This window comes from Deltaproteobacteria bacterium HGW-Deltaproteobacteria-6, from assembly GCA_002840435.1.
Classification (GTDB): domain Bacteria; phylum Desulfobacterota; class Syntrophia; order Syntrophales; family Smithellaceae; genus UBA8904.
The window spans coordinates 132,860-152,635 of record PHAT01000006.1 but is presented as its reverse complement, the minus strand read 5'-3'; the positions used below and the strand labels follow the sequence as shown (position 1 = coordinate 152,635).

Genomic DNA, 19,776 nt, shown 5'->3' with positions numbered 1-19,776 from the left:
GAGGAACCATTTTGAATATCGGGGAATGGATCAGCAAACGCGCGATGATTGCGCCGGATAAACCGTTTCTGACGGAGCCGAACAAGGCTTACAACAACCGGCAATTCAATGAGCGGGTGAATAAGACAGCCCATGCGCTGGGACGGATGGGTCTGGCCAAGGGGATGCGCGTCGCGCTTTTAATGTCGAATTCCAGCGAATTTCTGGAGATATTTTTTGCCTGCGCCAAGACCGGTTTAATCATGGTCCCCCTGAATTTCCGCCTGGCGGTGCCGGAACTGTTATATATCATCCGCGACAGCGCGCCGGAAGTTCTCATCTATTCATCTGAATTCAAAGAGAAAGTTTCCGAAATCAAAGCGGCAGGCGGTGTTCAAAAAACGTATTGCCTGAAGGGGCAGGGGGGAGAAGGCGATCCGGATTTTTCGTCTTATGTCGAAGGTTTTGCAACATCTGAGCCGCCGGAAATCACAGACGTCGATTTGCCCGATCCGCTTTTTATCATGTACACCTCCGGCACCACGGGTGATCCCAAAGGCGCGGTTTTAACCCATCAGAATATTTTATTCGGTGCGATTCATTCGCTGTTGGGTTACGGCGTTGACCGGTCTTATAAATCGCTGGTCGTTGCGCCCCTGTTTCATATCGGCGCCCTGGCGGCGTCCGTAACGCCGATTATTTACGCGGGCGGCAGCATCGTGATCAGCAGCTTTTACAACGCGTCTGAAACGCTCCAGACCATCTGCCGTGGAAAAATCAATTACATGTTCGCCGTGCCGGTGATGTATCAAATGATCGCGGATGCGCCGGAATGGAACGACGCGGATTTGTCGCACGTGCATTTTTTTATTTCGGGCGGCGCGCCGATTCCCCTGCCGGTTATTCGGAAATATCAGGATGAAAAAGGCGTGGGGTTTGTGCAGGGCTACGCGCTCACGGAAACCGGACGGCTCACGTCACTGGATCTGGATGATTCGATCCGCAAGGCGGGGTCGGTCGGCAAGGAAGTGTTTCATGTGAATCTGCGCATTGTCGATGATCAGGGCCGCGATATCCACACGGCGGACCCGGGTGAAATTCTTGTTCAGGGACCGAACGTGTTTCCCGGTTACTGGAATAAAGAAGCGGCAACCGGGGCCGTTTTCAGGGACGGCTGGTTTTGCACGGGCGATATGGGCCGCCGCGATGAAGACGGTTTTGTCTATATTGTGGGGCGAAAAGTGGAAATGATTATTTCCTCCGGTGAAAATATTTATCCGGTGGAAGTGGAGCGGGCGCTCCAGTCGCTGCCCGGGATCAAGGAAGCCGCGGTGGTGGGAATGCCCGATCCCAAACGGGGCGAAGTGGTCGGCGCGTTTGTCATTCCGGAAAAAGACAGCCGGCTGTCGGAGAAGGATGTCTTAAGCGCGCTTTCCGGAAAAATCGCCCATTACAAGATTCCCAAACGGGTATTTTTTGTCGAAGAGTTTCCGCGCAATCAGAGCGGAAAGGTTCTGAAAAGAATTTTAAAAAAACGCGCTGAAAATATATCAGAACAGCCGAATGGATTGTGAAACCGGTCAGTGCCGTTTTCGCTGACGTCTCAATGGCCGGCGCGTCACCCGGATCACGCGTCTTTCAGCCGGGTCGAATGAAATCTGAAACGGATCATTGCCCGGGCCGTTACCCGGGAATAGACTGAAAACAAAGAGGACCTATGCATTTTCTGTTAATTTATCCGAAATGGGAAAAACTCGATCGCCAGACGAGCTTCACCCTGCCGCCGCACGGACCGGTCGTGATGGCGGCCTGCCTCCCTGAGGATGTGGATGTAAAATTTATCGATGAAAACGTTGAACCGGTTGATTTTGACGCAGCCGTCGATTTTGTCGGCATCTCGATGATGCTGACCGCACAGGTCAAACGGGGCTGGGAAATCGCCGACGCGTTTCGCGCCCGCGGTGTGAAGGTTATCTGCGGCGGGATCGCCACGATGCTGCACGCCGAGGAAAGTGAACAGCATGCGGATGCTGTTTTTCTGGGAGAGGCGGAAGGCTGGATGGAACAGGTCTTTGCCGATTTCGAGGCGGGCCGGCTGCAAAAGGTTTATAATTATATGCAGAATTTTCAGCCGATTGAAAGCGTCGGAACGGCCCGGCGCGGTATTTTGAACCGCGGGATGTATAACTACAAGGGCGTGCAAATGGTCGATCTGGTGCACGCCTCCCGCGGCTGCCGCTTTAATTGTTATCCGTGCTGCGTCAACTTTTTAGGCGGCCGGAGTTTTCGTCCGCGGCCTTACGACAAAGTTGTCGAAGAAATGGCCGGCATTAATAACAACCGCCTGTTCATTGTCGATAATTCCCTGGCGCAGGATAAAGACTGGGAGATGGGCCTGTTCAAGGAAATGATTCCGCTGAAAAAGAAATGGTGCTGCCATCCGATTGAAAACGACGATAAAGTCCTGGATCTGGCGGCTCAGGCTGGCGCCTGGTTTGTGTATCAGGCGATTTTTGATTCATCCGATTTTATCCGCGAGCGCGTCAAACGCTATCACGATTACGGCATCGGCGTGGAAGGCAGTATTTTGCTGGGGCTGGATTATCATACGGAGGATTATATCAAGCGACTGGTGGATTTTCTGCTGGAAATCGAACTGGATATGGCGGAGTTTACGGTGCTGACGCCTTTTCCGCACACCCGGACCTTTGACGATCTGCATCGCGAAGGCAGAATTGCTTCATACGACTGGAACCGTTACACCTGCGGCAAAGTGGTGTTTCAGCCGAAGCTGATGACGCCTGAGGCGCTTCAGCAAATGTATTATTACGCCTGGGACACGTTTTATGAAGAAGAGCCGCAGACCTACAAAATGTTTAAAATGCTCAAAAGAGTGGTCGAAAAGGAAAAGCAGGACGGGACCTATCGACAGCGTGTCCGTCCGCAGAGATGATTGGGTGAAAGGAGAATTTGAACCGATGAAGAAAATTGGCAACAAGGCCGCCGTGGTCATCGACGGCGGTCATGTCAGTTTTGAAGATATTCTGGCGGTGGCCGAAGACGGCGTGCCCGTGGTGATCAGCACTGCTGCGGCTTTTGTGAAGCGGATGGGGAAGACGCAAAAAGCATTGATGGACGCGATGCAGAAAGGCGTTGCGGTTTACGGTGTCAACACGGGTTATGGCAAATCCTGCGGCAACCGGATCAACATGAAAACCGCCATGAAAAACGGCTTCAATATTTTCCGCTTTCATGGCTGCGGCACCGGTGATCCGATAGGCATTCCCGAAACACGCGCCGCCATGCTGACCCGCATCATCTGTCTTTCGCGCGGCTACTCCGGCGTGTCGATCGGCTTGCTCAAACAAATGGCGGATTTTTTAAACGAGGGTATTACGCCCGTGGTGCCTTGTGAAGGGTCCGTCGGCGCGTCCGGCGATCTGACGCCCATGTCCTATATCGGGGCGGCGCTCATGGGTGAACGCGATGTGTTCTATCGGGATGACATCATGCCTGCCGCCAAGGCTCTGAAAAAAGCCGGATTGAAACCTTACCGGTATCTGCCGAAAGAACCGCTGTCGATGGTGAACGGCACAACAACCATGACGGGGATCGCCGTCATGGACGTGGGGAGAGCCGAAAGAATTCTGGATGCCGCAATTGTTGCCACAGCGCTCAGTGTTCATGCGATGAAAGGCAACGCCCATCATTATCATCCGGTGATTTCCGGTGCCAAGCCGTTTCCCGGCCAAACCCATGTCGCCGGGAAAATATCCCAATTGCTTACTGCCCGCGTGTCCGCGCGCCGGTTGGAAGACGACGCGCTGGAAACCCTGCAGGACCCTTACTCGCTGCGCTGCGCCCCGCAGGTGCTGGGTGTGCTGGCTGATGCGCTGACCTGGATAAAAAAATGGGTGGAGATCGAAGCCAACTCGTCCAACGATAATCCGATATTTGATCCCGCCACGGGAGAGGTGCTGATGGGCGGCAACTTTTACGGCGGCCATATCGCTTTTGCCATGGACGGACTCAAGGCCGCGCTGGCTTCGGCGGCGGATATGTGCGACCGTCAGATCATGCTGCTGGTCAATCCGAATCTCAACCGGGGACTGCCGGGCGATCTGGTTTTCCAAAACGGCAACGGGCAGGGGCTGCATCATGGTTTCAAGGCCATGTCGATTTCGTCATCGGCGCTGACCGCCGAAGCGCTGAAGGCCACGATGCCCGCCGCGTCTTTTTCGCGTTCGACCGAGTCCCATAATCAGGATAAGGTCAGTATGGGCACGATTGCGGCCCGGGATGCCGAAAGGGTCTGCACGCTGACGGAGCGGGTGGTTTCCATTCATCTGCTGGCGGCGGCGCAGGCGTGCGATATCCGGCAAAACGTCCAGGTCCGGCCGCTTCTTGCCAAAACGCTGCAAAATATCCGGCGGGTAAGCGACCCGGTGACGGAAGACCGGCCGCTTGATGAAGATATTGAAAGAATGTGCCTGGTTATTCGTTACACTGATTTTTTCAGGGGAAAGTCATGAGCGCCGATAAAAAAAGTTTCGAAGTGAAAATCAGCGTGCCGTTTTTTGATCTTGATCCCATGCAGATCGTCTGGCACGGCAATTATCTAAACTATTTTGAGCTGGCCCGCGCGGAGCTTTTTTTGCACTACGGCGTCGATCTCTACTCCTATTATGAACGGGAGAAAATCATTTTTCCGATCATCCGGACGGCAACCAAGCATATTTTCCCGCTCAAGCACCGCGACTGCGTGATCTGTAAAGCAACGCTGGTTGACGCCAATATCAAACTGGTTGTGGATTTTGAAATCCGCAAGACTCAGGACGGCAGTGTCTGCGCCCGCGGACGCACGGAACAGGTTGCGGTGAAAACGCCGGAAATGGAAACCCTGTTTTCCATTCCCCGGGACATTCGCAATCTCCTGGGATATTAACCATGGATGATCTTCTTCAAAAATCATTTGTAGCCGGCGTGGAGCGCGTCATGGCATGGGCGGATTTGCTCGACGCGATTAATGTGTATCCCGTGGCCGACGGCGATACGGGCCGGAATCTCTCCATCAGCCTGTCGCCGCTTCGTTTTGCAGGCGGCGAAAAAGATAAAGTCGTCCGCCAACTGCTGATGGCCGCGCGGGGCAATTCCGGCAACATCGCGTCACAGTTCTTTTCGGCTTTTTACGCCATGGAGGGGGTTCCTCAGCTGAAGACGGCGGTGCAGGAGGGAAATGCCAGAGCCTGGAAGGCCGTCGGTGATCCGAGGCTCGGCACCATGCTCTCCGTCTTTAACGCGCTCGAAGACATCCTCGGCCGGCAGGATTTTGCCTCCGATCCAGCCTGTGCGGATCGGATTATGTCGCATTTGGCGCAGGCCGTGCACGAAACCGGGAACATATTGCCGAAATTAAAAGAGGCAGGCGTCGTGGACGCGGGCGCCCTGGGTATGTATATTTTTTTCGAAGGTTTTTTCCAGACGCTTTGGGGCCATGCCGATCATTTTCGTCCGGTGACGGATATCTTCCGGGGCCGCCTGAAAATTTCATCCACGTTTCATGAGATCTCGGAATCCGGTTACTGTGTTGACTTTGTGGTAAAGGCTGATACGTCGACCGCCGAGCTGGTTAAACTTGCAGGCGGCCAGGACAGCGCCGTCATCATTCACGAAGGCGATCTCTACAAGATCCACCTGCATACGGACGATAAGGAAAAGATCAAAGCTCAAATGAGCGCATTCGGCTCTGTGATGAACTGGGAGGATGATAATCTATCCGCGCAAATCACGCGGTTTTTGAATGCACCCGCCGAGTCCGGGCTGCATATCATGACGGACGCCGCTGGGTCGCTGACCCGTGACGATGCGAAGCAGTATGGCTTTACGCTTTTAAACAGTTATCTCAATGTCGGCGAAAAGTCGCTGCCCGAGACCTGCTTTCATCCCGACGAACTCTACCGCACGATGCTTGCGGGAACAAGGGTTTCCACGTCGCAGGCTTCCGTATTTGAAAGGCACGAGCATTACGCCGCGGCGACGGCGCGGTTTGAAAAGGTTCTTTATCTCTGTGTCGGGTCTGTCTTTACAGGCAACTATAGCGTGGCCCTCGATTGGAAGAAGGATCATGATCCGGAAAACAGACTTCAGGTGATTGATACGGGGGCTGCGTCAGGCAGGCTGGGCGCCATAGTTCTCGCGACACAGAAATATCTGACGCAAACCGGCGATATGGAAAAAACGCTGGCCTTTGTGAAAAAAGCGGTGGAAACCTGTGAAGAATATGTTTTCCTGGAAAAACTCCAGTATCTCGCCCAGGGCGGCAGGCTTTCCAAGACGGGCGCTTTCTTTGGCGATATGTTGAAAATGAAGCCGGTGATTTCCCCTCAGCCGGAAGGCGCCAGAAAAGTCGGCGTGGTGAGAAACCGTAAAGACCAGATCAAGATGGCGCTCGCAAAACTGGCGGCGTCGCTGACCCGCGAATCGCATGCGCTGATCATGCTGGAATATTCGGACAATGCCGGGGAGGTGGCCCGGTTTCAGGAAGTGGTTCGGAAACTTTATCCGCAGGCGGAGATCATTTTGCAGCCTCTTTCTTTAACCTCGGGGGCGCATATGGGGCCGGGGACGTGGGGAGTCGCTTTCTTGCCGTTGGCGACTCCGTAAAAATGTCCATCTGCGGCGTTGCGCTGCGCATGAGTCGCTGCGGCGTATAACCTGAAGGTCACGCGTGAATATACGCCTCACTCCCCATTACTCGCGCGCCTTGCAGCTGGAACATTTTACGAAGCCGCTGAATTTAGAGAAAAGAAAAAAAAGAGGAAAATGAATCAAAAAATAAATAGCGAAAAACAAGCGACGAACGACGAACGACGAGATACGCTTCACGAGATGCGAACGACGAGAAATGTCGGCCGCTTTGCTTTTATTATTCCGGTTTACAACCATGCCGCAACGGTGGCGCAGGTCATTAAACAGGCGCAGGCGTTTGGTTATCCTGTTTTTGTTGTGGATGACGGATCGACTGACGGAACGGCGCAGCGCCTGGCGGAAATCAAAGACATCCATTTGCTGCGCCACGAAAAAAATCAGGGCAAGGGTGCGTCGATACTGACCGGTTTTATGGCCGCATCGGGCGTGGCCGATTACGCGATTACAGTCGATGCGGACGGCCAGCACTATCCTGAAGATGCGTTGAAGTTGATTAACGCCATTCCCGCAAAAAAACGTCCTATGGTTATTGGAGCGCGCGAGGGCATGACCGCGGCCCTGGGGGCTCACATTCCCTGGACCAGCCGTTTCGGCCGGAAGTTTTCCAATTTCTGGGTCCGGCTGTCCGGCGGGCCCATGCTTTCGGATTCACAAAGCGGCATGAGAATTTATCCGCTGCCGGAAGCCTTGAGTCTCCATACGCGGGCGCGGCGTTTTCAATTCGAAGTGGAAATTCTGGTGCAGGCCCATAGAAAGGGCATTCCGATTATCGAAAAGCCGGTGCGTGTGGTTTACAATCCTGACGGATCAAGAATTTCCCACTTCCGTCCGTTTGTCGATTTTTTACGCAACTCCAAAACATTTACGCGTCTGATTTTCACCCGGATATTTTCCCGGCATTGAGCTTACAATTGCTGCTTGAATTTACAGGATGCCATGTGGTACCTTGTAAACCAGCATGGATGTTGTGTCGCCGTGCCATAAGCAAGCAGGGGAGATAAAATATTGCCGGTTGCTGAAGTTTCCAGACAGGATTTATTCAAAGCCTGTGAATCACTTTTCGGAACGGATATCGACGTGTCGATCGAGTTTCTGCGATATCTGAAACCGGCCGGTGTTAAGGCGGCTTATCGCAAGAAAGCGATGGAGACGCATCCCGACCGCGCGGCGGTGATGGATGGACAGGCCGATTTCATGGCGGACCGTTTTAAAGAGATCAGTCTGGCCTATCAGCTGTTGCAGGAATTCATGGCCGCTCCCTGGAAGTATTCGCTTACGGAAGGCGGGACCCTTTACGAGCGAAAGCGGCCGCCCATGCGTCCGGCTGCCCGCGGAAAAACGTCCAGCGTTAAAGTGGAGCCGCTCTATACGGGCCGGATGCCGTCAAGAAGGCTTTTATTCGGCCAGTATCTTTACTATGCGGGCCATGTTTCCCTTTCCACGCTCATTAAAGCGATTGTCTGGCAGCGATTGCAGCGGCCGTCCGTCGGGGCCATTGCTGTAAGCTGGGGCTGGCTGGAAGGCGGCGACATTGTGGATATTCTGCGCTGCAGAAGGTATGGCGAAAAATTCGGCGAATGCGCTTTCCGGCTGGGGCGCCTGTCGCGGTATCAATTAGCGCGTCTGCTGGAAAAGCAAAAGCAGGTGCAGCCGTTAATCGGGAAATATTTCCTGGAGGAAAACATCCTGTCGTCCGTCGATTTATTCAAACGCATTGTCGATATGAAAATGCACAATAAGAAATTCTGGACATATTAAAAAACGTAAAGCGCATCTCGCTTGCCGCCCGCACGCGTGCCCTTCAGGGTATCAGGTCATCAGGGCAGGGTGGTGAAGCGTCGCTCGTCTTTCCTTCCTGCCGCTCATTCCGTATGATCGGGTGCCTTCTTCAGGCTTTTAAATTTTTTTAGAATATTCAGAAAAAAACCGTTGAATTGATTCTTGCGTTTGACAGGATCCGGTTGCTTCAATGGAGCATCCTTCCGTGCATCCTCGTCAGGCTCCGCGGCGGACGGCTCAGCCACAGGTTTAACCTCCGGTTTTCGCAGGAAATGCAAAAATTTTTGAAAAAAGCCGTAAAACTTATTTTCATGGTTGACTTGTCCGGTCTTGGGGGCGTTTAGCTGCAGCAGGTAATCGTAAAAGACTTTTCCTTCATTAAAATCCGGATTCAGTCTTATGGCGTTTCCCAGAAACTTCTCCGCCTTGTCCGCATTTCCCGCCTCAAAATGAGCGCGCCCCATATTGTAATACAGGTTTTCATCTTCCGGCGAGAGCATGATGGCATTGGCATAGTTTTTAACGGCTTCCTCAAATGATTTGTCCGTGCGGCACTGCATGCCGATATCGTTATAGTGGAGCACGACGGCTTCCCGGATATCTTCGCTTTCGCCGATGATCTCCATCGCCTGCGGCAGTTTTTCCTGATCGATAAACGCTATGGCCTGCACGATTTTTTTGCGCTGCTGGTCCTGCTGCCTCTGTTTCTCCCGGTCGATTTCCAGTCTCTGTGTTTCGGCGGCCTCTTCATCTTTTTTAATGCGTTCAACAATATCTTCTTCCTGGGCGACGATCATGCTCTTGATAAATTCCAGGTTGGTTTCCAGGTCGGTATCGCCAAACGACACCATGCCGAAAATTTCCTGGAATTTCTTGTGCGCCGAAAGGTTTCTCAGGAAGAGTTCAATGCTTTGATGCAGTTCGTTCTTTTCTTTTTCGGTTTTAGGAATGGCCGTTGTTTTTTCTATGACTTCTTTAAATCCGATGAGGCAGGCGGCAATTTTGCTCTGTTTGAGCTGCATCTCGCATTGATGGAATCGATGGAAAAGTTCAGTGATGTTGGAAATTTTGGAAGCCATGTGTTTCCTCTCCCCGGTTACGGCAGGTAAATGGAAAATACGCCGCCGCCCATGCTGCCGCCGTTAACGATGGAAATAAAACCTTTTTTGTTCTGATTGACGTGCATGGCGGCAACCATCATGGAAAAATACAGGCCCAGTCCGGTGCTGCCGGTTTTGAAATCGATTTCATGCTTAAACTCGGGGTGTTTGTTTTCGTTGATCAGCATGGTTGACGGATAGCCTCCGCCGTCATCTTCAATCTGGATAACCAGATAGCCGTTGTCCGTCGATGCTTTTATTTTAACCGTGCTTTGCGCATAGCGGAAAGCATTATTGATAATGTTGTCCAGTACGCCCTCGACCAGATTGCGGTCGAATGCCCGGAAAAGACCGTCTTCACATTCCGTGAAAAGCTTGATCCCGCGGGAGTCCAGAAGAATTTCATGGGCAACGGCGACATCTTCCAGGAATTCACCGATGGCGTGGTAATCCATGTTGGCGACAAGCTGTGATTTTTCGGCTTTGTAAAGCGAAAGCAGCCGGATCAGACTGTTGTTTAAACGTTTAATTTCGTATTGCAGCATGTAGAATTCAGTATATCGCTCACAGTTCTGTTCGCGGCAACTGGCAATGATGTCTTCCAGATTGTTAAATAAAATGCCCAGGGAATTTTTTGTGTCGTGCAGGGTTGACGCCAGGATGTCGGCAAAGCTTATCTTATTTTCCATTTTTACTCCTCGGCGGAGAGTTCTCGATACATGGTCAGAAGCGCGGCAAAATCGGCGTAACTTTCGTCAATTTTCCGCACTCTGTCAAGATATGTTTTTGCCTGAGCGAGACGATCCTCATGGATGCCCCGTTCTTTCATATAAAGCATCAGGACATGGGCGGCATTGGCGTTGATGATTTTATTTTCCGGCAGATGATCGGCCGCCTTTTCAAAATAAGTGATGGCTTCTGCAATATTTCCATCCTGAGCCAGTTTCACGCCCTTATTATTGAGCTCGATGATTTCATCCCGCGTGGTTTCAATCAATGCTTCGCCCTTTTCAGCCATTCCCATTTCCTTGAAAACGGCGCGGATATTATCCAGGACTTCGTCGTTGTCGTGATTGCTCTCCACGATACTTTTAATGAGGGCTGTCCCTTTTTCCGTTTCTCCCGCTGCCAGATAGGCCTCGGCCAGGTCAAGCGCCAGATTGCCGGGGATATCGCCATCCAGCTCTGCCGCGGTTTTTTGCGCAGTGGCCAGAGAGCGCCTGGCCTCGTCGGTTTTATTCATTTTGGTATAAACGTAACTTTCGGCGACGCTTAAGTGCAGGCGTGTATCACTGTTGTCCGGAAATTCATGAAGCGCGTTTCCCAGTACTTTCAGCCCCTCCTGCGGCGCGTCGCAATGAACCAGCGTCTTGGCCAGGTTGGTGTAGTCGGAGGGATTCTTGAAACAGGAATGCTTGCCCTGATCCACCGCGCTTTTGAAAGAGGTTTCGGCTGTAGTGAAATCTTCATTGCGATAGGCCAGGCTGCCGAGATTTTTATGCCTCAGCAGGGCTCTTGGTGAAATTTTAACGGCGTTCATCAGCACTTGCTGCGCTTCAAGGGGGTTGTGCATTTTGATCAGGGTTTGGGCGAGATAATCATAGGCGGTCATGATTTTATTGTTTTGAGCGATGATATGCTCAAAAATATTTTTTGCCCGCTCATAGTTTCCCAAAAGAAAGTCTGTACGGCCTCGTCCCAGCTGAGCCCAGGGCACATTGCCCATCAGCAGAATTTTATCGTAAAATTCCGCAGCTTCCTTATAGGCTCCTTTTTTAAGAAGGACTTCGCCCTTGAGTCTCATGATTTCGGAAATATTGCCCGGCTTTTGCGTGAGCAGTTCATCGCAGAGGTGAATCGCGCGGTTGAAGTCGTTTTCCGTAATGGCTGTTTCAATGTCCCGCAGGTTGAGTTTTTTTGCAGCGATGTTTTTAATTCTGTTGACCAGCACTTCTCTGGCGAACGGTTTCATGAGATAATCATCAGGTTTATATTCTATCGCCCCCATGATCATTTCCGTCGTGTTTTCGGCTGTCAGCATAATGAAAATGGTGGAGGAATTGATGTACCCGCGGAATTTACCTTCTTCCAGCACCTGCTGCCCGTTTTTTCCGGGCCCCAGATTGTAGTCGCACAGGATAATGTCGAATCGGCGGACAGCCATCAGTTTGACGGCATCTTCGCCGGAGGCGGCGTCATCGATAAACAGGATGCCCAGTGAACGCATCATATTTTTGACGGTCAGACGAAAATTAAAAAAATCGTCGACAATCAGAACTTTTTTCGTTTTTAAACTGATTTGCGGTTTGCTTTCCTGTTTCACTTTAAACCCGATATGGAATATTATTTATGCATAGTAAGAGTAGCATAGCTTGCAGAAAAAAAATACCCCCCGGGAAGGGATCGCGGAGGGTATTGAGTTCCAGATGTGCCGTCTTTGTCGATCCGGCTGGAATCACTTTAAAATTTATTTCGGCCTCAGGCTGAAAATCATCAGGCAGGCCGCTGTATTATTTTTATTGTTCGATTCCGCCATCCTGAGTATTCTTCGAACACTCCAGAAACTCTTTGATTAAATCATCGACATTTATTGAAGAAATCTTTAGCAAATAAATAAAAAAACAATGAATAAATAATACTTTGATATTATTGCTGAAATAAATAGTATCAACCTTTTTGTTTTTAGCTTGCCAGTGCCCCGGAAATATGGTTAAAAAACCGCAGGGTAAGTAAAAAAATATCCAGAGATTCTAAAGGTTTGCATGCCGCCGCAAAAATACTCCATAAAATGGTCGATTGTTATTATTGCTGCTCTGGTTGTCGGACTGCTTTTTTTCTGGGAAACCACCCACTTAAAAATTTCAACCGACATTCTGGAATCCATGCCGCAAAACGATCCGGTGCTGGCTTCTGCACGCCGGGTGATCAGCCGGTTGCCCATCCAGGATAAAATTTTTATTGATCTGGAACAGAAGGGAAATGACCGCGACAAACTCGTTCGCGCGGCGTCTCTTATTACAGTCCAGTTAAATAAGAGCGGATTATTTACCAAAGTCGGCGTAAGCGACGAGGCAGAAAGTTTTCCTGAACTGATCGCACATGTTCATAACAATCTGCCGTCGCTGTTCAGCGCGTCCGATCTGGAACAAAAAATTCAGCCGCTGCTCACACCGGAAAATATCCGGGTGGCCGTGGCCCGGAACCGGCAGAGTCTGGAGCAATTGGAAGGGATTGGCCGGGCCGACATGATGGCCAAAGACCCTTTGGGAATGTCCTCTGTAATTCTGGGGCAAATGTCTCTCCTGATGCCGGCCAATAAAGCGCAGTTTTATCAGGGGCAGCTCATTTCCGCCGACGGCCGGCACGCGCTGATTATTGCCCGGATATCCGGATCGGGAACGGACACGGCCAAAGCCGCTCAAATTGAAAAACTTCTGGATGATTGCCGAAAAACGCTCGGGGGCAATGCGGATTTCAAAGATCAATATGTCCTGACGTCGGTGGGTGCCTATCGCGCCGCGCTGGATAACGAAACCATTGCCAAGCGCGACGTGCAGTTGGCCATCATTTTAACGACCGTGTGTATCATTCTTCTGATCATCTTCGCTTTTCCCCGGCCGCTCATCGGGCTTCTGGCGCTGTTGCCTTCCACCGTGGGGGCCATTGCCGCTTTGTTTGTTTGTTCTTTTTTGTTCAAATCCATGTCCATACTGTCTATTGGTTTCGGCGGCGCTATTATGGGCTTTACTGTTGATATGGGAATCGCGTATCTGCTTTTTCTTGATCAGCCTCATACCACCTATGGCAAACAGGTGGCGCGCGAGGTCTGGTCGGCGGAGTTCATGGCAACGGTGACTACTGTTGGCGCCTTCCTGCTGCTTTTGATCAGCGACTTTAAAATCCTGGCCGAGATCGGCGTTTTTTCCGCGCTGGGTGTCGCTTTTGCCCTGGTTTTTGTTCATTTTGTATTTCCAAAAATATTTCCAGCCATGCCGCCTGCAAAACGCCGGACCAACCCTTTCCTTCTCAATGCTGTTCTCAAAATTGCCGCCCCCGCGAAATGGAAACTGGCAGCCGCGATTATCTTCGGTTTGGTTATGCTGGTTTTTGCCAAGCCGGTTTTTAATGTGGATCTGCAGGCTATGAATTCAGTAAGCAAGGATTCGATCAACGCCGAAAAAAAATTACAGGAAACCTGGGGAAATCTTTCCGGCAAATGTTACATTCTTCTGGAAGCGGCAGGCATGGGCGAATTGCAGAAAAAAAATGAACAATTGATGGCGCTCCTGGCCTCTGACGTGGAGAAGGAAAAACTTGCCCCGGTATTTCTGCCATCCGTTTTATTTCCATCCCAAGAATCGGCTCAAAGTCATTTTGCCGCCTGGCAAGGGTTCTGGAACAAAGATCGTGTGGCTGCATTGAAGCGTGACCTGGATGCGTCGGCGCGGGAAAACGGCTTCGCGCCCGATGCGTTTGACCCCTTCTGGAAAATCGTTCATCAGAGAGATTCCGGTGTCTTCGAAATGCCGGAAAAATATTTTGAAATGCTGGGCGTTGCCAAAAGTCCGCAAGGCTTCACGCAATTGAGTCTGCTTACCGCCGGAAAAAATTATAACGCGGATGATTTATTCAACAGAATTTCCGCCGCGGGGCTCGTTAAACTCTTCGACGCTGATTTGTTCAACAAGAGGCTTAGCGATGTCCTGAAAAATCTCTTTCTGGAAATCGCTCTTATCATCAGCGTCGGATTGATTCTCATTACCTTCCTGCATTTTCTGGACTGGCGTTTGTCGCTTGCGGCACTGGCGCCGGTTGTCTTTGCACTCTGCGCCACGCTGGGCACATTGAAGCTTATCGGTCATCCGCTCGATATCCCCGGTATTATGCTGTGGATTATCATTTTGGGCATGGGGGATGATTACGCGCTTTATTACATCTGCCATTATCAGCGCAATTTTGATGAAAAACTTCCGGGCATGCAGACCATCAAATTTTCGATGTTTCTGTCGGCCTTCACCACACTAATCGGTTTCGGCGTTTTGATTTTTGCCAGCCACCCGCTCTTGAAGAGCATCGGAATTGTCTCATTTTTAGGCATCGGCTATGCGTTAATCGGGGCCTACTTTATCCTGCCGGTTTTGATGGCAAAAATATTTGCGCCCGTTCAATATCCGTCAGGCGAATTTGAGATCGGTTCCAAAGAGCATCTGAAGCGCACGCTTTTACGCTACCGGCATTTACCCGGTTATCCGCGGATTTTTGCCCGGTTGAAAATTATCATCGATCCGATGTTTCGGGAACTGGACCAATATGTGAAAAATCCCCGCAGGATTTTCGATATCGGCTGCGGCTATGGCATTCCGGCCACGTGGCTTCTGGAAATTTATCCTGACGCAAAAGTCTTCGGTCTGGAGCCGGATGAAGAAAGAGTGCTGATTGCCAACCGTGTGATCGGAACGCGCGGATGTGTGCAGGTCGGACGCGCGCCGGATTTACCGGACGTGGAAGGCAGCGTGGATTATGTGATGATGCTGGACATGCTGCATCTGATTACCGATGAAGAGTTGCAACTTGTTTTACGGAGGATTTACGGTAAACTCGAAAAGGGCGGCACCCTGCTGATCCGCGCAACCGTTCCCTCGGCAAGGAGGGTTCCGTGGAAGCGCTGGATTGAAGGCGCGCGCGTCAAGTGGACAGGCATGCAGGAGCGTTTCCGCAGCGAAGACGAAATTGCCGGTTGGATTTCCGCCGCCGGATTTGATGTCAAAGTTTTCAACTCGCCAACAGCCGGCATAGAAGAAAAATGGTTCGTGGGGAAAAAAGTTATTGGACCGAAGGATGAAGGCTGAAGCCTGAAGGTAAAACGCAGGGGGCGGGATCTTACCCGCCTCCGGGAGAATGTCTTGATGGGTCATTGATAAGATAAGAATATCTAAAACAAGCAGAGGAGGTGCAAAGATGTATGAGCAGAAACCCTGGTTGAAGTTTTATCAGAATGTGCCGCACACGATTGATTATCCCCGTGTCACCATGTATGAAGCGCTTCTGCAGACGGCGCGGGAAAAGCCCGAAGCCGTCGCCTACGATTTTATGGGCACCACATCCACCTACCGCAAGTTTATTTCCGAAATTGACCAGTGCGCCGACGCACTTTCCGCGCTGGGCCTTAAGAAAGATGATCGGATCACCATTTCCATGCCGACCTCCCCGCAGGGTATCATCTGCTTTTATGCCGCCAACAAACTGGGCGCCGTAGCCAGCATGATCCATCCTCTGTCCACGGCCAAAGAAATTGAATTTTATCTTAACGTGGCCAAGAGCCGCTTCGCCCTGACGCTCGACGCTTTTTACGCCAAATTCAAAGAAGTGCAAAAAACAACGCCGCTCACAACACTGATTCTGGCCCGGATTCCTGATTATCTGGGCCTTGTCAAACGGATTGGCTTCAATCTCACCAAAGGCAGGCTCATTCCCAAAGTGCCCGAAGACCCGATGGTCAAATGGTGGGCGGATCTGATGAAAGGAAAGTACCCCAAAGTGCCGCAGGTGAAAATGGACACGGACGATCTGGCCGTGATTCTGTATAGCGGAGGCACCACGGGCGTGCCCAAGGGGATCATGCTGTCCAACATGAATTTCATCTCCGAAGGCAAGCAGGTGTCGGAGTGGGGAAAACTGGACGACGCCACATCCGTGCTGGCCATTTTACCGATCTTTCACGGTTTCGGTCTCGGCGTCTGTATCAATGCCTGTTTTATGGGCGGCGGTAAAAGTATTCTTGTTCCTATCTTTACGCCGGAGACCGTTGCCGATTTAATTCGTTCACGAAAACCATCTTTTGTTATCGGCGTCCCCACGCTCTTTGACGCCCTTTCCCGCAATCCCAAGATGCATAAAGCGGATTTGAGCTGCCTTCGGGCGACCTTTTCCGGCGCCGATGCCTTACCCCGGCCCGTGAAAGAACGCTTTGAAGACATGGTCAAAAAGCAGGGCGGCAATGTTCAACTCCTGGAAGGCTACGGGCTCACCGAAGCCGTGACCGCCATCATGGCCACTCCCCTTGGCTGCTATCGCGAAGGCAGCATCGGCATACCTTTTCCGGACATGCTGGCCAAGATCGTCAAACTGGACACAATCGAAGAAGCGGCGCTTGGCGAAGAAGGTGAAATCTGTGTCGCCGGTCCCGCCGTGATGATGGGCTATCTCGACTCGCCCGAGGAGACCGCCAATACCCTGAAGACGCATGCCGACGGACGGATCTGGCTGCACACCGGCGATATCGGTTCGATGGATGCGGACGGATTCTTTTATTTCAAACTGCGGCAGAAGCGGATGATCAAATCTTCCGGCATGAACGTCTATCCCGCGCAGGTGGAAGAACTGCTCTACAAACATGACAAAGTGCGGGATGCCTGCGTGATCGGCGTGCCGGATGAGGCTCAGGTTCAGGCGGTGAAAGCGTTTGTTGTTTTAAAGAATCCATCCGACGCGAGCCCGGAAACGGAGAAGGAATTGATTAACTATTGCCGTGAACATCTGATCAAGTGGAGTTGTCCGCGGCAAATAGAGTTCCGCAGCGATCTGCCCAAAACCCTGGTCGGCAAAGTGGCCTTCAACACGCTGGAAAAAGAAGAAATCGCCAAGCTGAAAGCCGAGGGAAAGTTTGCCGGATAATAAGGAAAATGTTTGGCCGGGTCTGTTTGACCCGGCCAAACAGAGTAAATGCATCCGGTTTATTCCTTTTAATTATTATTTTGGTTTTTAAGAACGCTCATAAAAATATCCACGAGTTCGGGATCGAACATTTTCCCCTTCTGCTCTTCAAAAAACTGCAGGACCTGGCCGCTCTCCCATGCTTTGCGATAAGGCCGGTCTTCCGTCAGCGCGTCATAAACATCGGCAATGCAAATGATCCGGGCAAAAAGAGGGATATTCCTTTCTGAGACACCCGCCGGATAGCCCTGCCCGTCCCAGCGTTCATGATGATGGAGAATCCCCGGAAGAATCGTTTCATAGGAAGGAATGGAGGAGATGATTTCCGCTCCCGCCCGCGGATGCTTCTTGACGACGGCGAATTCTTCATCGTTCAGTTTTCCCGGCTTATCGAGAATCTGCTCCGGGACGGCGATTTTACCGATGTCATGGAGAATGGCCGAAATGGACAGGACGTGCATCTCTTCATCATTCAAGGGAAGGCCGCGGCCGATGGCCTCCGCGAACTTCGTGACCCGTTCACTGTGGCCCGCGGTCCAGGGAGACTTGGCATCAATGGCTCGAGTCAGAGCAATCAGAATCCCCAGCAGCAGATTTTCTCTTTCGCGGGTTCCGTCAATAATCCGGGAAGCCATGGTGTTCAAGGACTTTGCCAGCATGCCGATTTCGTCTTTCCGATCTGTTGTAAACCGGCGCTCATATTGTCCGGAAGCGATGGTTTCCGCTTCCCGGGAGAGTTTTTCTATAGGCCGCGCAAGCCGGAAACTGAAGAGATGACCCAGTGTGTGTGAAATAACGAGCAGCAGAACGAAGAAAAGAACCGCTTTGGAAATGTTCCTTTGCAGCATTTTAAGGAAACCCATCCGATGGATGTCAAAAGAAATAATCTGCGTATAGCCGCCGTGCCCGGGACTGATATTGATTTTGACATTAACCGTGTCTTCGGCGCCGTAGAAGAAAAGTGATGATGTTTGAATTCTCTTTGTTTTAGCTTTATCCAGCGATTGGGAAAAGACAGGATCAACGACGGTTTCTGACTGAACGGCGCCCTGCGCATCCTTATAGGTATGCCGCCAGATCCCGTCCTTTTGAAAATAAAGGTCATATTTTAACGACGGAAAAATACCCTGCAAAACTTCCGCGGTTTTCTCAATATTCATCATGCGCTGGTCGATGATTTTAAAGAGTTCGCCTTCCTTATCGGCGATATCATCCCTGGAGAGGGATGCGAGGTACTGTCCGACCGATTCCGATGTCACTTTAATGAAGGTGTTTGTCGAAGAGACGGCCAGAAAAATAAAAACCGCATAGCCGATGAGCAGACCGAAAATGGTAAAAGAGAGTGTCAACTTCCTGGCCAGGGACGGTTTCCAGAAAGTTAAGAAATCCCTTACTGTTGTTTTGAATGGTGGATTGGCCATGGCGCTGCGGAATCATCGTCCCTTTCCTGAATAAATTTAACGATACCATAACATGAAAGGTTTTACTTAAAAAATGCTTTTCTGCCTGCGGGCGGAAAATAATTGATTGAATAACTGGCAAAATTATATTTAATACGGTCAGTAAAACAACTGCATTGGCGGTTCATCGCGGGGATCAGGAAATGTCATGAAGAAATTGACTTACAAAATAGCGCTTTTTCTTTCCCATAAACTGGGGCTGTGGTTTTTTCAAACTTTTTCCTGGTTTATTGCCACCGGGTATTTCTTTCTGTTTCCGGCGCGGGTGGCGGACAGCTTGAAATTCTACCGTGCGCTGTTTGCCGGCCGCGGATTTTTTTATCATCTCTATTGCGTCTGGAAGCAGTTTCATAATTTTACCGATGTTTATGTTCATCGCTTCATACCCTGGGCCGGCGAAGAGGCTGAATTTATCCGGGAGGGCTGGGAGCATCTGGAAGAAGCCGTGGCCGGCAAGACCGGCGCGATTGTGGTCATGTCGCATATCGGCAACTGGGAACTGGCGGCGCAAAGGCTCAACCGGAAAGGCCTGCCGATCATGCTTTACCTGGGCGCCAAACATAAAGAGCAGGTTGAAAAACTGCAAAAGGACAAACTGGCCGAGGCGGGCATCAGGGTTGTGACCACCGGCGAGAAGGAAAAATCGCCTTTCGCCCTGCTGGAAGGGATTAATTTTCTGCGCGAAGGCGGCATTGTGTCCATGACAGGCGACCGGCTCTGGGGAGAGCAGACTTCGGTTGTCGTCGATTTTCTGGGTCATGAGGTGCGTCTGCCGGACACCCCGCATTTATTTGCCCTGATGACGGGTGCGCCGTTGATGACGTTCTTTGTATATCAGGAGGTGGAAGGGGTTTATCATATCAAAGTATCCCGGGGGCGCAGGGTGCGTGCCGCGACACGCGCGGATCGAAAGAAGGCGGTGCTTGCATCCGCGCAGTCCTATGCCGACGATCTGGCCTGTTTCGCGAAAGCGCATCCCTTCGAGTGGCATCATTTCGAGCCATTTCTGGGTGAAAAGATAAATAAGTAAAAAAGGA

At 51.2% G+C, this 19,776-nt stretch carries 15 protein-coding genes; 11 read left to right on the top strand and 4 right to left on the bottom strand.

From position 1 onward, the window contains the following. The first annotated feature begins 11 nt into the window (after window positions 1-11). The 7 genes from CVU71_15220 (at window position 12) to CVU71_15190 (ending at window position 8,445) form a co-directional block, all read left to right on the top strand. On the top strand, window positions 12-1,553 hold the full coding sequence (locus tag CVU71_15220; GenBank protein ID PKN17776.1) for a hypothetical protein: 1,542 nt from the start codon (window positions 12-14) through the stop codon (window positions 1,551-1,553). 143 nt (window positions 1,554-1,696) lie between these two features. Further along, window positions 1,697-2,932 (top strand): radical SAM protein, encoded by a 1,236-nt coding sequence (locus CVU71_15215; protein PKN17775.1) that lies wholly within the window; start codon window positions 1,697-1,699, stop codon window positions 2,930-2,932. After that, window positions 2,826-4,511 (top strand): histidine ammonia-lyase, encoded by a 1,686-nt coding sequence (locus tag CVU71_15210; GenBank protein PKN17774.1) that lies wholly within the window; start codon window positions 2,826-2,828, stop codon window positions 4,509-4,511. Before CVU71_15215 ends, CVU71_15210 begins: the two co-directional genes overlap by 107 nt. Then, a complete protein-coding gene (locus CVU71_15205; protein PKN17773.1) occupies window positions 4,508-4,924 on the top strand; it encodes an acyl-CoA thioesterase in 417 nt (138 codons plus the stop codon). Before CVU71_15210 ends, CVU71_15205 begins: the two co-directional genes overlap by 4 nt. 2 nt (window positions 4,925-4,926) lie before the next feature. Beyond that, on the top strand, window positions 4,927-6,642 hold the full coding sequence (locus CVU71_15200) for a hypothetical protein (protein ID PKN17772.1): 1,716 nt from the start codon (window positions 4,927-4,929) through the stop codon (window positions 6,640-6,642). A 225-nt stretch (window positions 6,643-6,867) separates the two neighbouring features. Continuing rightward, entirely contained in the window at window positions 6,868-7,590 is a 723-nt protein-coding gene (locus CVU71_15195; protein PKN17819.1) for a glycosyltransferase family 2 protein, read from the top strand. 240 nt (window positions 7,591-7,830) lie between these two features. Beyond that, window positions 7,831-8,445, top strand: a complete 615-nt coding sequence (locus CVU71_15190; protein ID PKN17818.1) for a hypothetical protein — start codon at window positions 7,831-7,833, stop codon at window positions 8,443-8,445. Between the two features lie 104 nt (window positions 8,446-8,549). Here CVU71_15190 and CVU71_15185 read toward each other — a convergent pair whose 3' ends face one another. The 3 genes from CVU71_15185 to CVU71_15175 are packed head-to-tail and all read right to left on the bottom strand — an operon-like array spanning window position 8,550 to window position 11,913. After that, window positions 8,550-9,545 (bottom strand): hypothetical protein, encoded by a 996-nt coding sequence (locus CVU71_15185; protein PKN17771.1) that lies wholly within the window; start codon window positions 9,543-9,545, stop codon window positions 8,550-8,552. Window positions 9,546-9,562: 17 nt separating this feature from the next. Continuing rightward, window positions 9,563-10,255, bottom strand: coding sequence for a sensor histidine kinase (locus tag CVU71_15180; GenBank protein ID PKN17770.1), 693 nt, complete (start codon window positions 10,253-10,255; stop codon window positions 9,563-9,565). A gap of 2 nt (window positions 10,256-10,257) precedes the next feature. Continuing rightward, on the bottom strand, window positions 10,258-11,913 hold the full coding sequence (locus tag CVU71_15175; protein PKN17769.1) for a hypothetical protein: 1,656 nt from the start codon (window positions 11,911-11,913) through the stop codon (window positions 10,258-10,260). 25 nt (window positions 11,914-11,938) lie between these two features. On the opposite strand from CVU71_15175, the gene CVU71_15170 reads away from it, so the two are divergent. The 3 genes from CVU71_15170 to CVU71_15160 all read left to right on the top strand — a co-directional run bounded on the left by CVU71_15170 (window position 11,939) and on the right by CVU71_15160 (window position 17,240). After that, window positions 11,939-12,142: a hypothetical protein gene (locus CVU71_15170; GenBank protein ID PKN17768.1), complete on the top strand. Its 204-nt coding sequence runs from the start codon at window positions 11,939-11,941 to the stop codon at window positions 12,140-12,142. Between the two features lie 186 nt (window positions 12,143-12,328). Continuing rightward, window positions 12,329-15,415 carry a hypothetical protein gene (locus tag CVU71_15165; protein ID PKN17767.1) on the top strand — a complete coding sequence of 1,029 codons (3,087 nt, stop codon included), beginning with the start codon at window positions 12,329-12,331 and terminating at the stop codon, window positions 15,413-15,415. Window positions 15,416-15,524: 109 nt separating this feature from the next. Next, complete coding sequence (locus tag CVU71_15160; protein ID PKN17766.1) at window positions 15,525-17,240, top strand: AMP-dependent synthetase; 1,716 nt, start codon at window positions 15,525-15,527, stop codon at window positions 17,238-17,240. A 68-nt stretch (window positions 17,241-17,308) separates the two neighbouring features. Here the strand turns inward: CVU71_15160 and CVU71_15155 are convergent, their stop codons facing one another. Further along, window positions 17,309-18,700: a hypothetical protein gene (locus CVU71_15155; protein ID PKN17765.1), complete on the bottom strand. Its 1,392-nt coding sequence runs from the start codon at window positions 18,698-18,700 to the stop codon at window positions 17,309-17,311. 187 nt (window positions 18,701-18,887) lie between these two features. Between CVU71_15155 and CVU71_15150 the strand changes: the two genes are divergently transcribed. Beyond that, window positions 18,888-19,769 carry a lauroyl acyltransferase gene (locus CVU71_15150; protein PKN17764.1) on the top strand — a complete coding sequence of 294 codons (882 nt, stop codon included), beginning with the start codon at window positions 18,888-18,890 and terminating at the stop codon, window positions 19,767-19,769. The last annotated feature ends 7 nt before the right edge of the window (window positions 19,770-19,776 follow it).

Excerpts from the sequence above, each read along its gene's own strand:
- CVU71_15215 (PKN17775.1), top strand. The coding sequence starts at position 1,697 with ATGCATTTTCTGTTAATTTATCCGAAATGGGAAAAACTCGATCGCCAG.
- CVU71_15210 (PKN17774.1), top strand. The coding sequence starts at position 2,826 with ATGAAGAAGAGCCGCAGACCTACAAAATGTTTAAAATGCTCAAAAGAG.
- CVU71_15205 (PKN17773.1), top strand. The coding sequence starts at position 4,508 with ATGAGCGCCGATAAAAAAAGTTTCGAAGTGAAAATCAGCGTGCCGTTT.
- CVU71_15200 (PKN17772.1), top strand. The coding sequence starts at position 4,927 with ATGGATGATCTTCTTCAAAAATCATTTGTAGCCGGCGTGGAGCGCGTC.
- CVU71_15195 (PKN17819.1), top strand. The coding sequence starts at position 6,868 with ATGCGAACGACGAGAAATGTCGGCCGCTTTGCTTTTATTATTCCGGTT.
- CVU71_15190 (PKN17818.1), top strand. The coding sequence starts at position 7,831 with ATGGAGACGCATCCCGACCGCGCGGCGGTGATGGATGGACAGGCCGAT.
- CVU71_15185 (PKN17771.1), bottom strand. The coding sequence starts at position 9,545 with ATGGCTTCCAAAATTTCCAACATCACTGAACTTTTCCATCGATTCCAT.
- CVU71_15180 (PKN17770.1), bottom strand. The coding sequence starts at position 10,255 with ATGGAAAATAAGATAAGCTTTGCCGACATCCTGGCGTCAACCCTGCAC.
- CVU71_15165 (PKN17767.1), top strand. The coding sequence starts at position 12,329 with ATGCCGCCGCAAAAATACTCCATAAAATGGTCGATTGTTATTATTGCT.
- CVU71_15160 (PKN17766.1), top strand. The coding sequence starts at position 15,525 with ATGTATGAGCAGAAACCCTGGTTGAAGTTTTATCAGAATGTGCCGCAC.
- CVU71_15155 (PKN17765.1), bottom strand. The coding sequence starts at position 18,700 with ATGGCCAATCCACCATTCAAAACAACAGTAAGGGATTTCTTAACTTTC.
- CVU71_15150 (PKN17764.1), top strand. The coding sequence starts at position 18,888 with ATGAAGAAATTGACTTACAAAATAGCGCTTTTTCTTTCCCATAAACTG.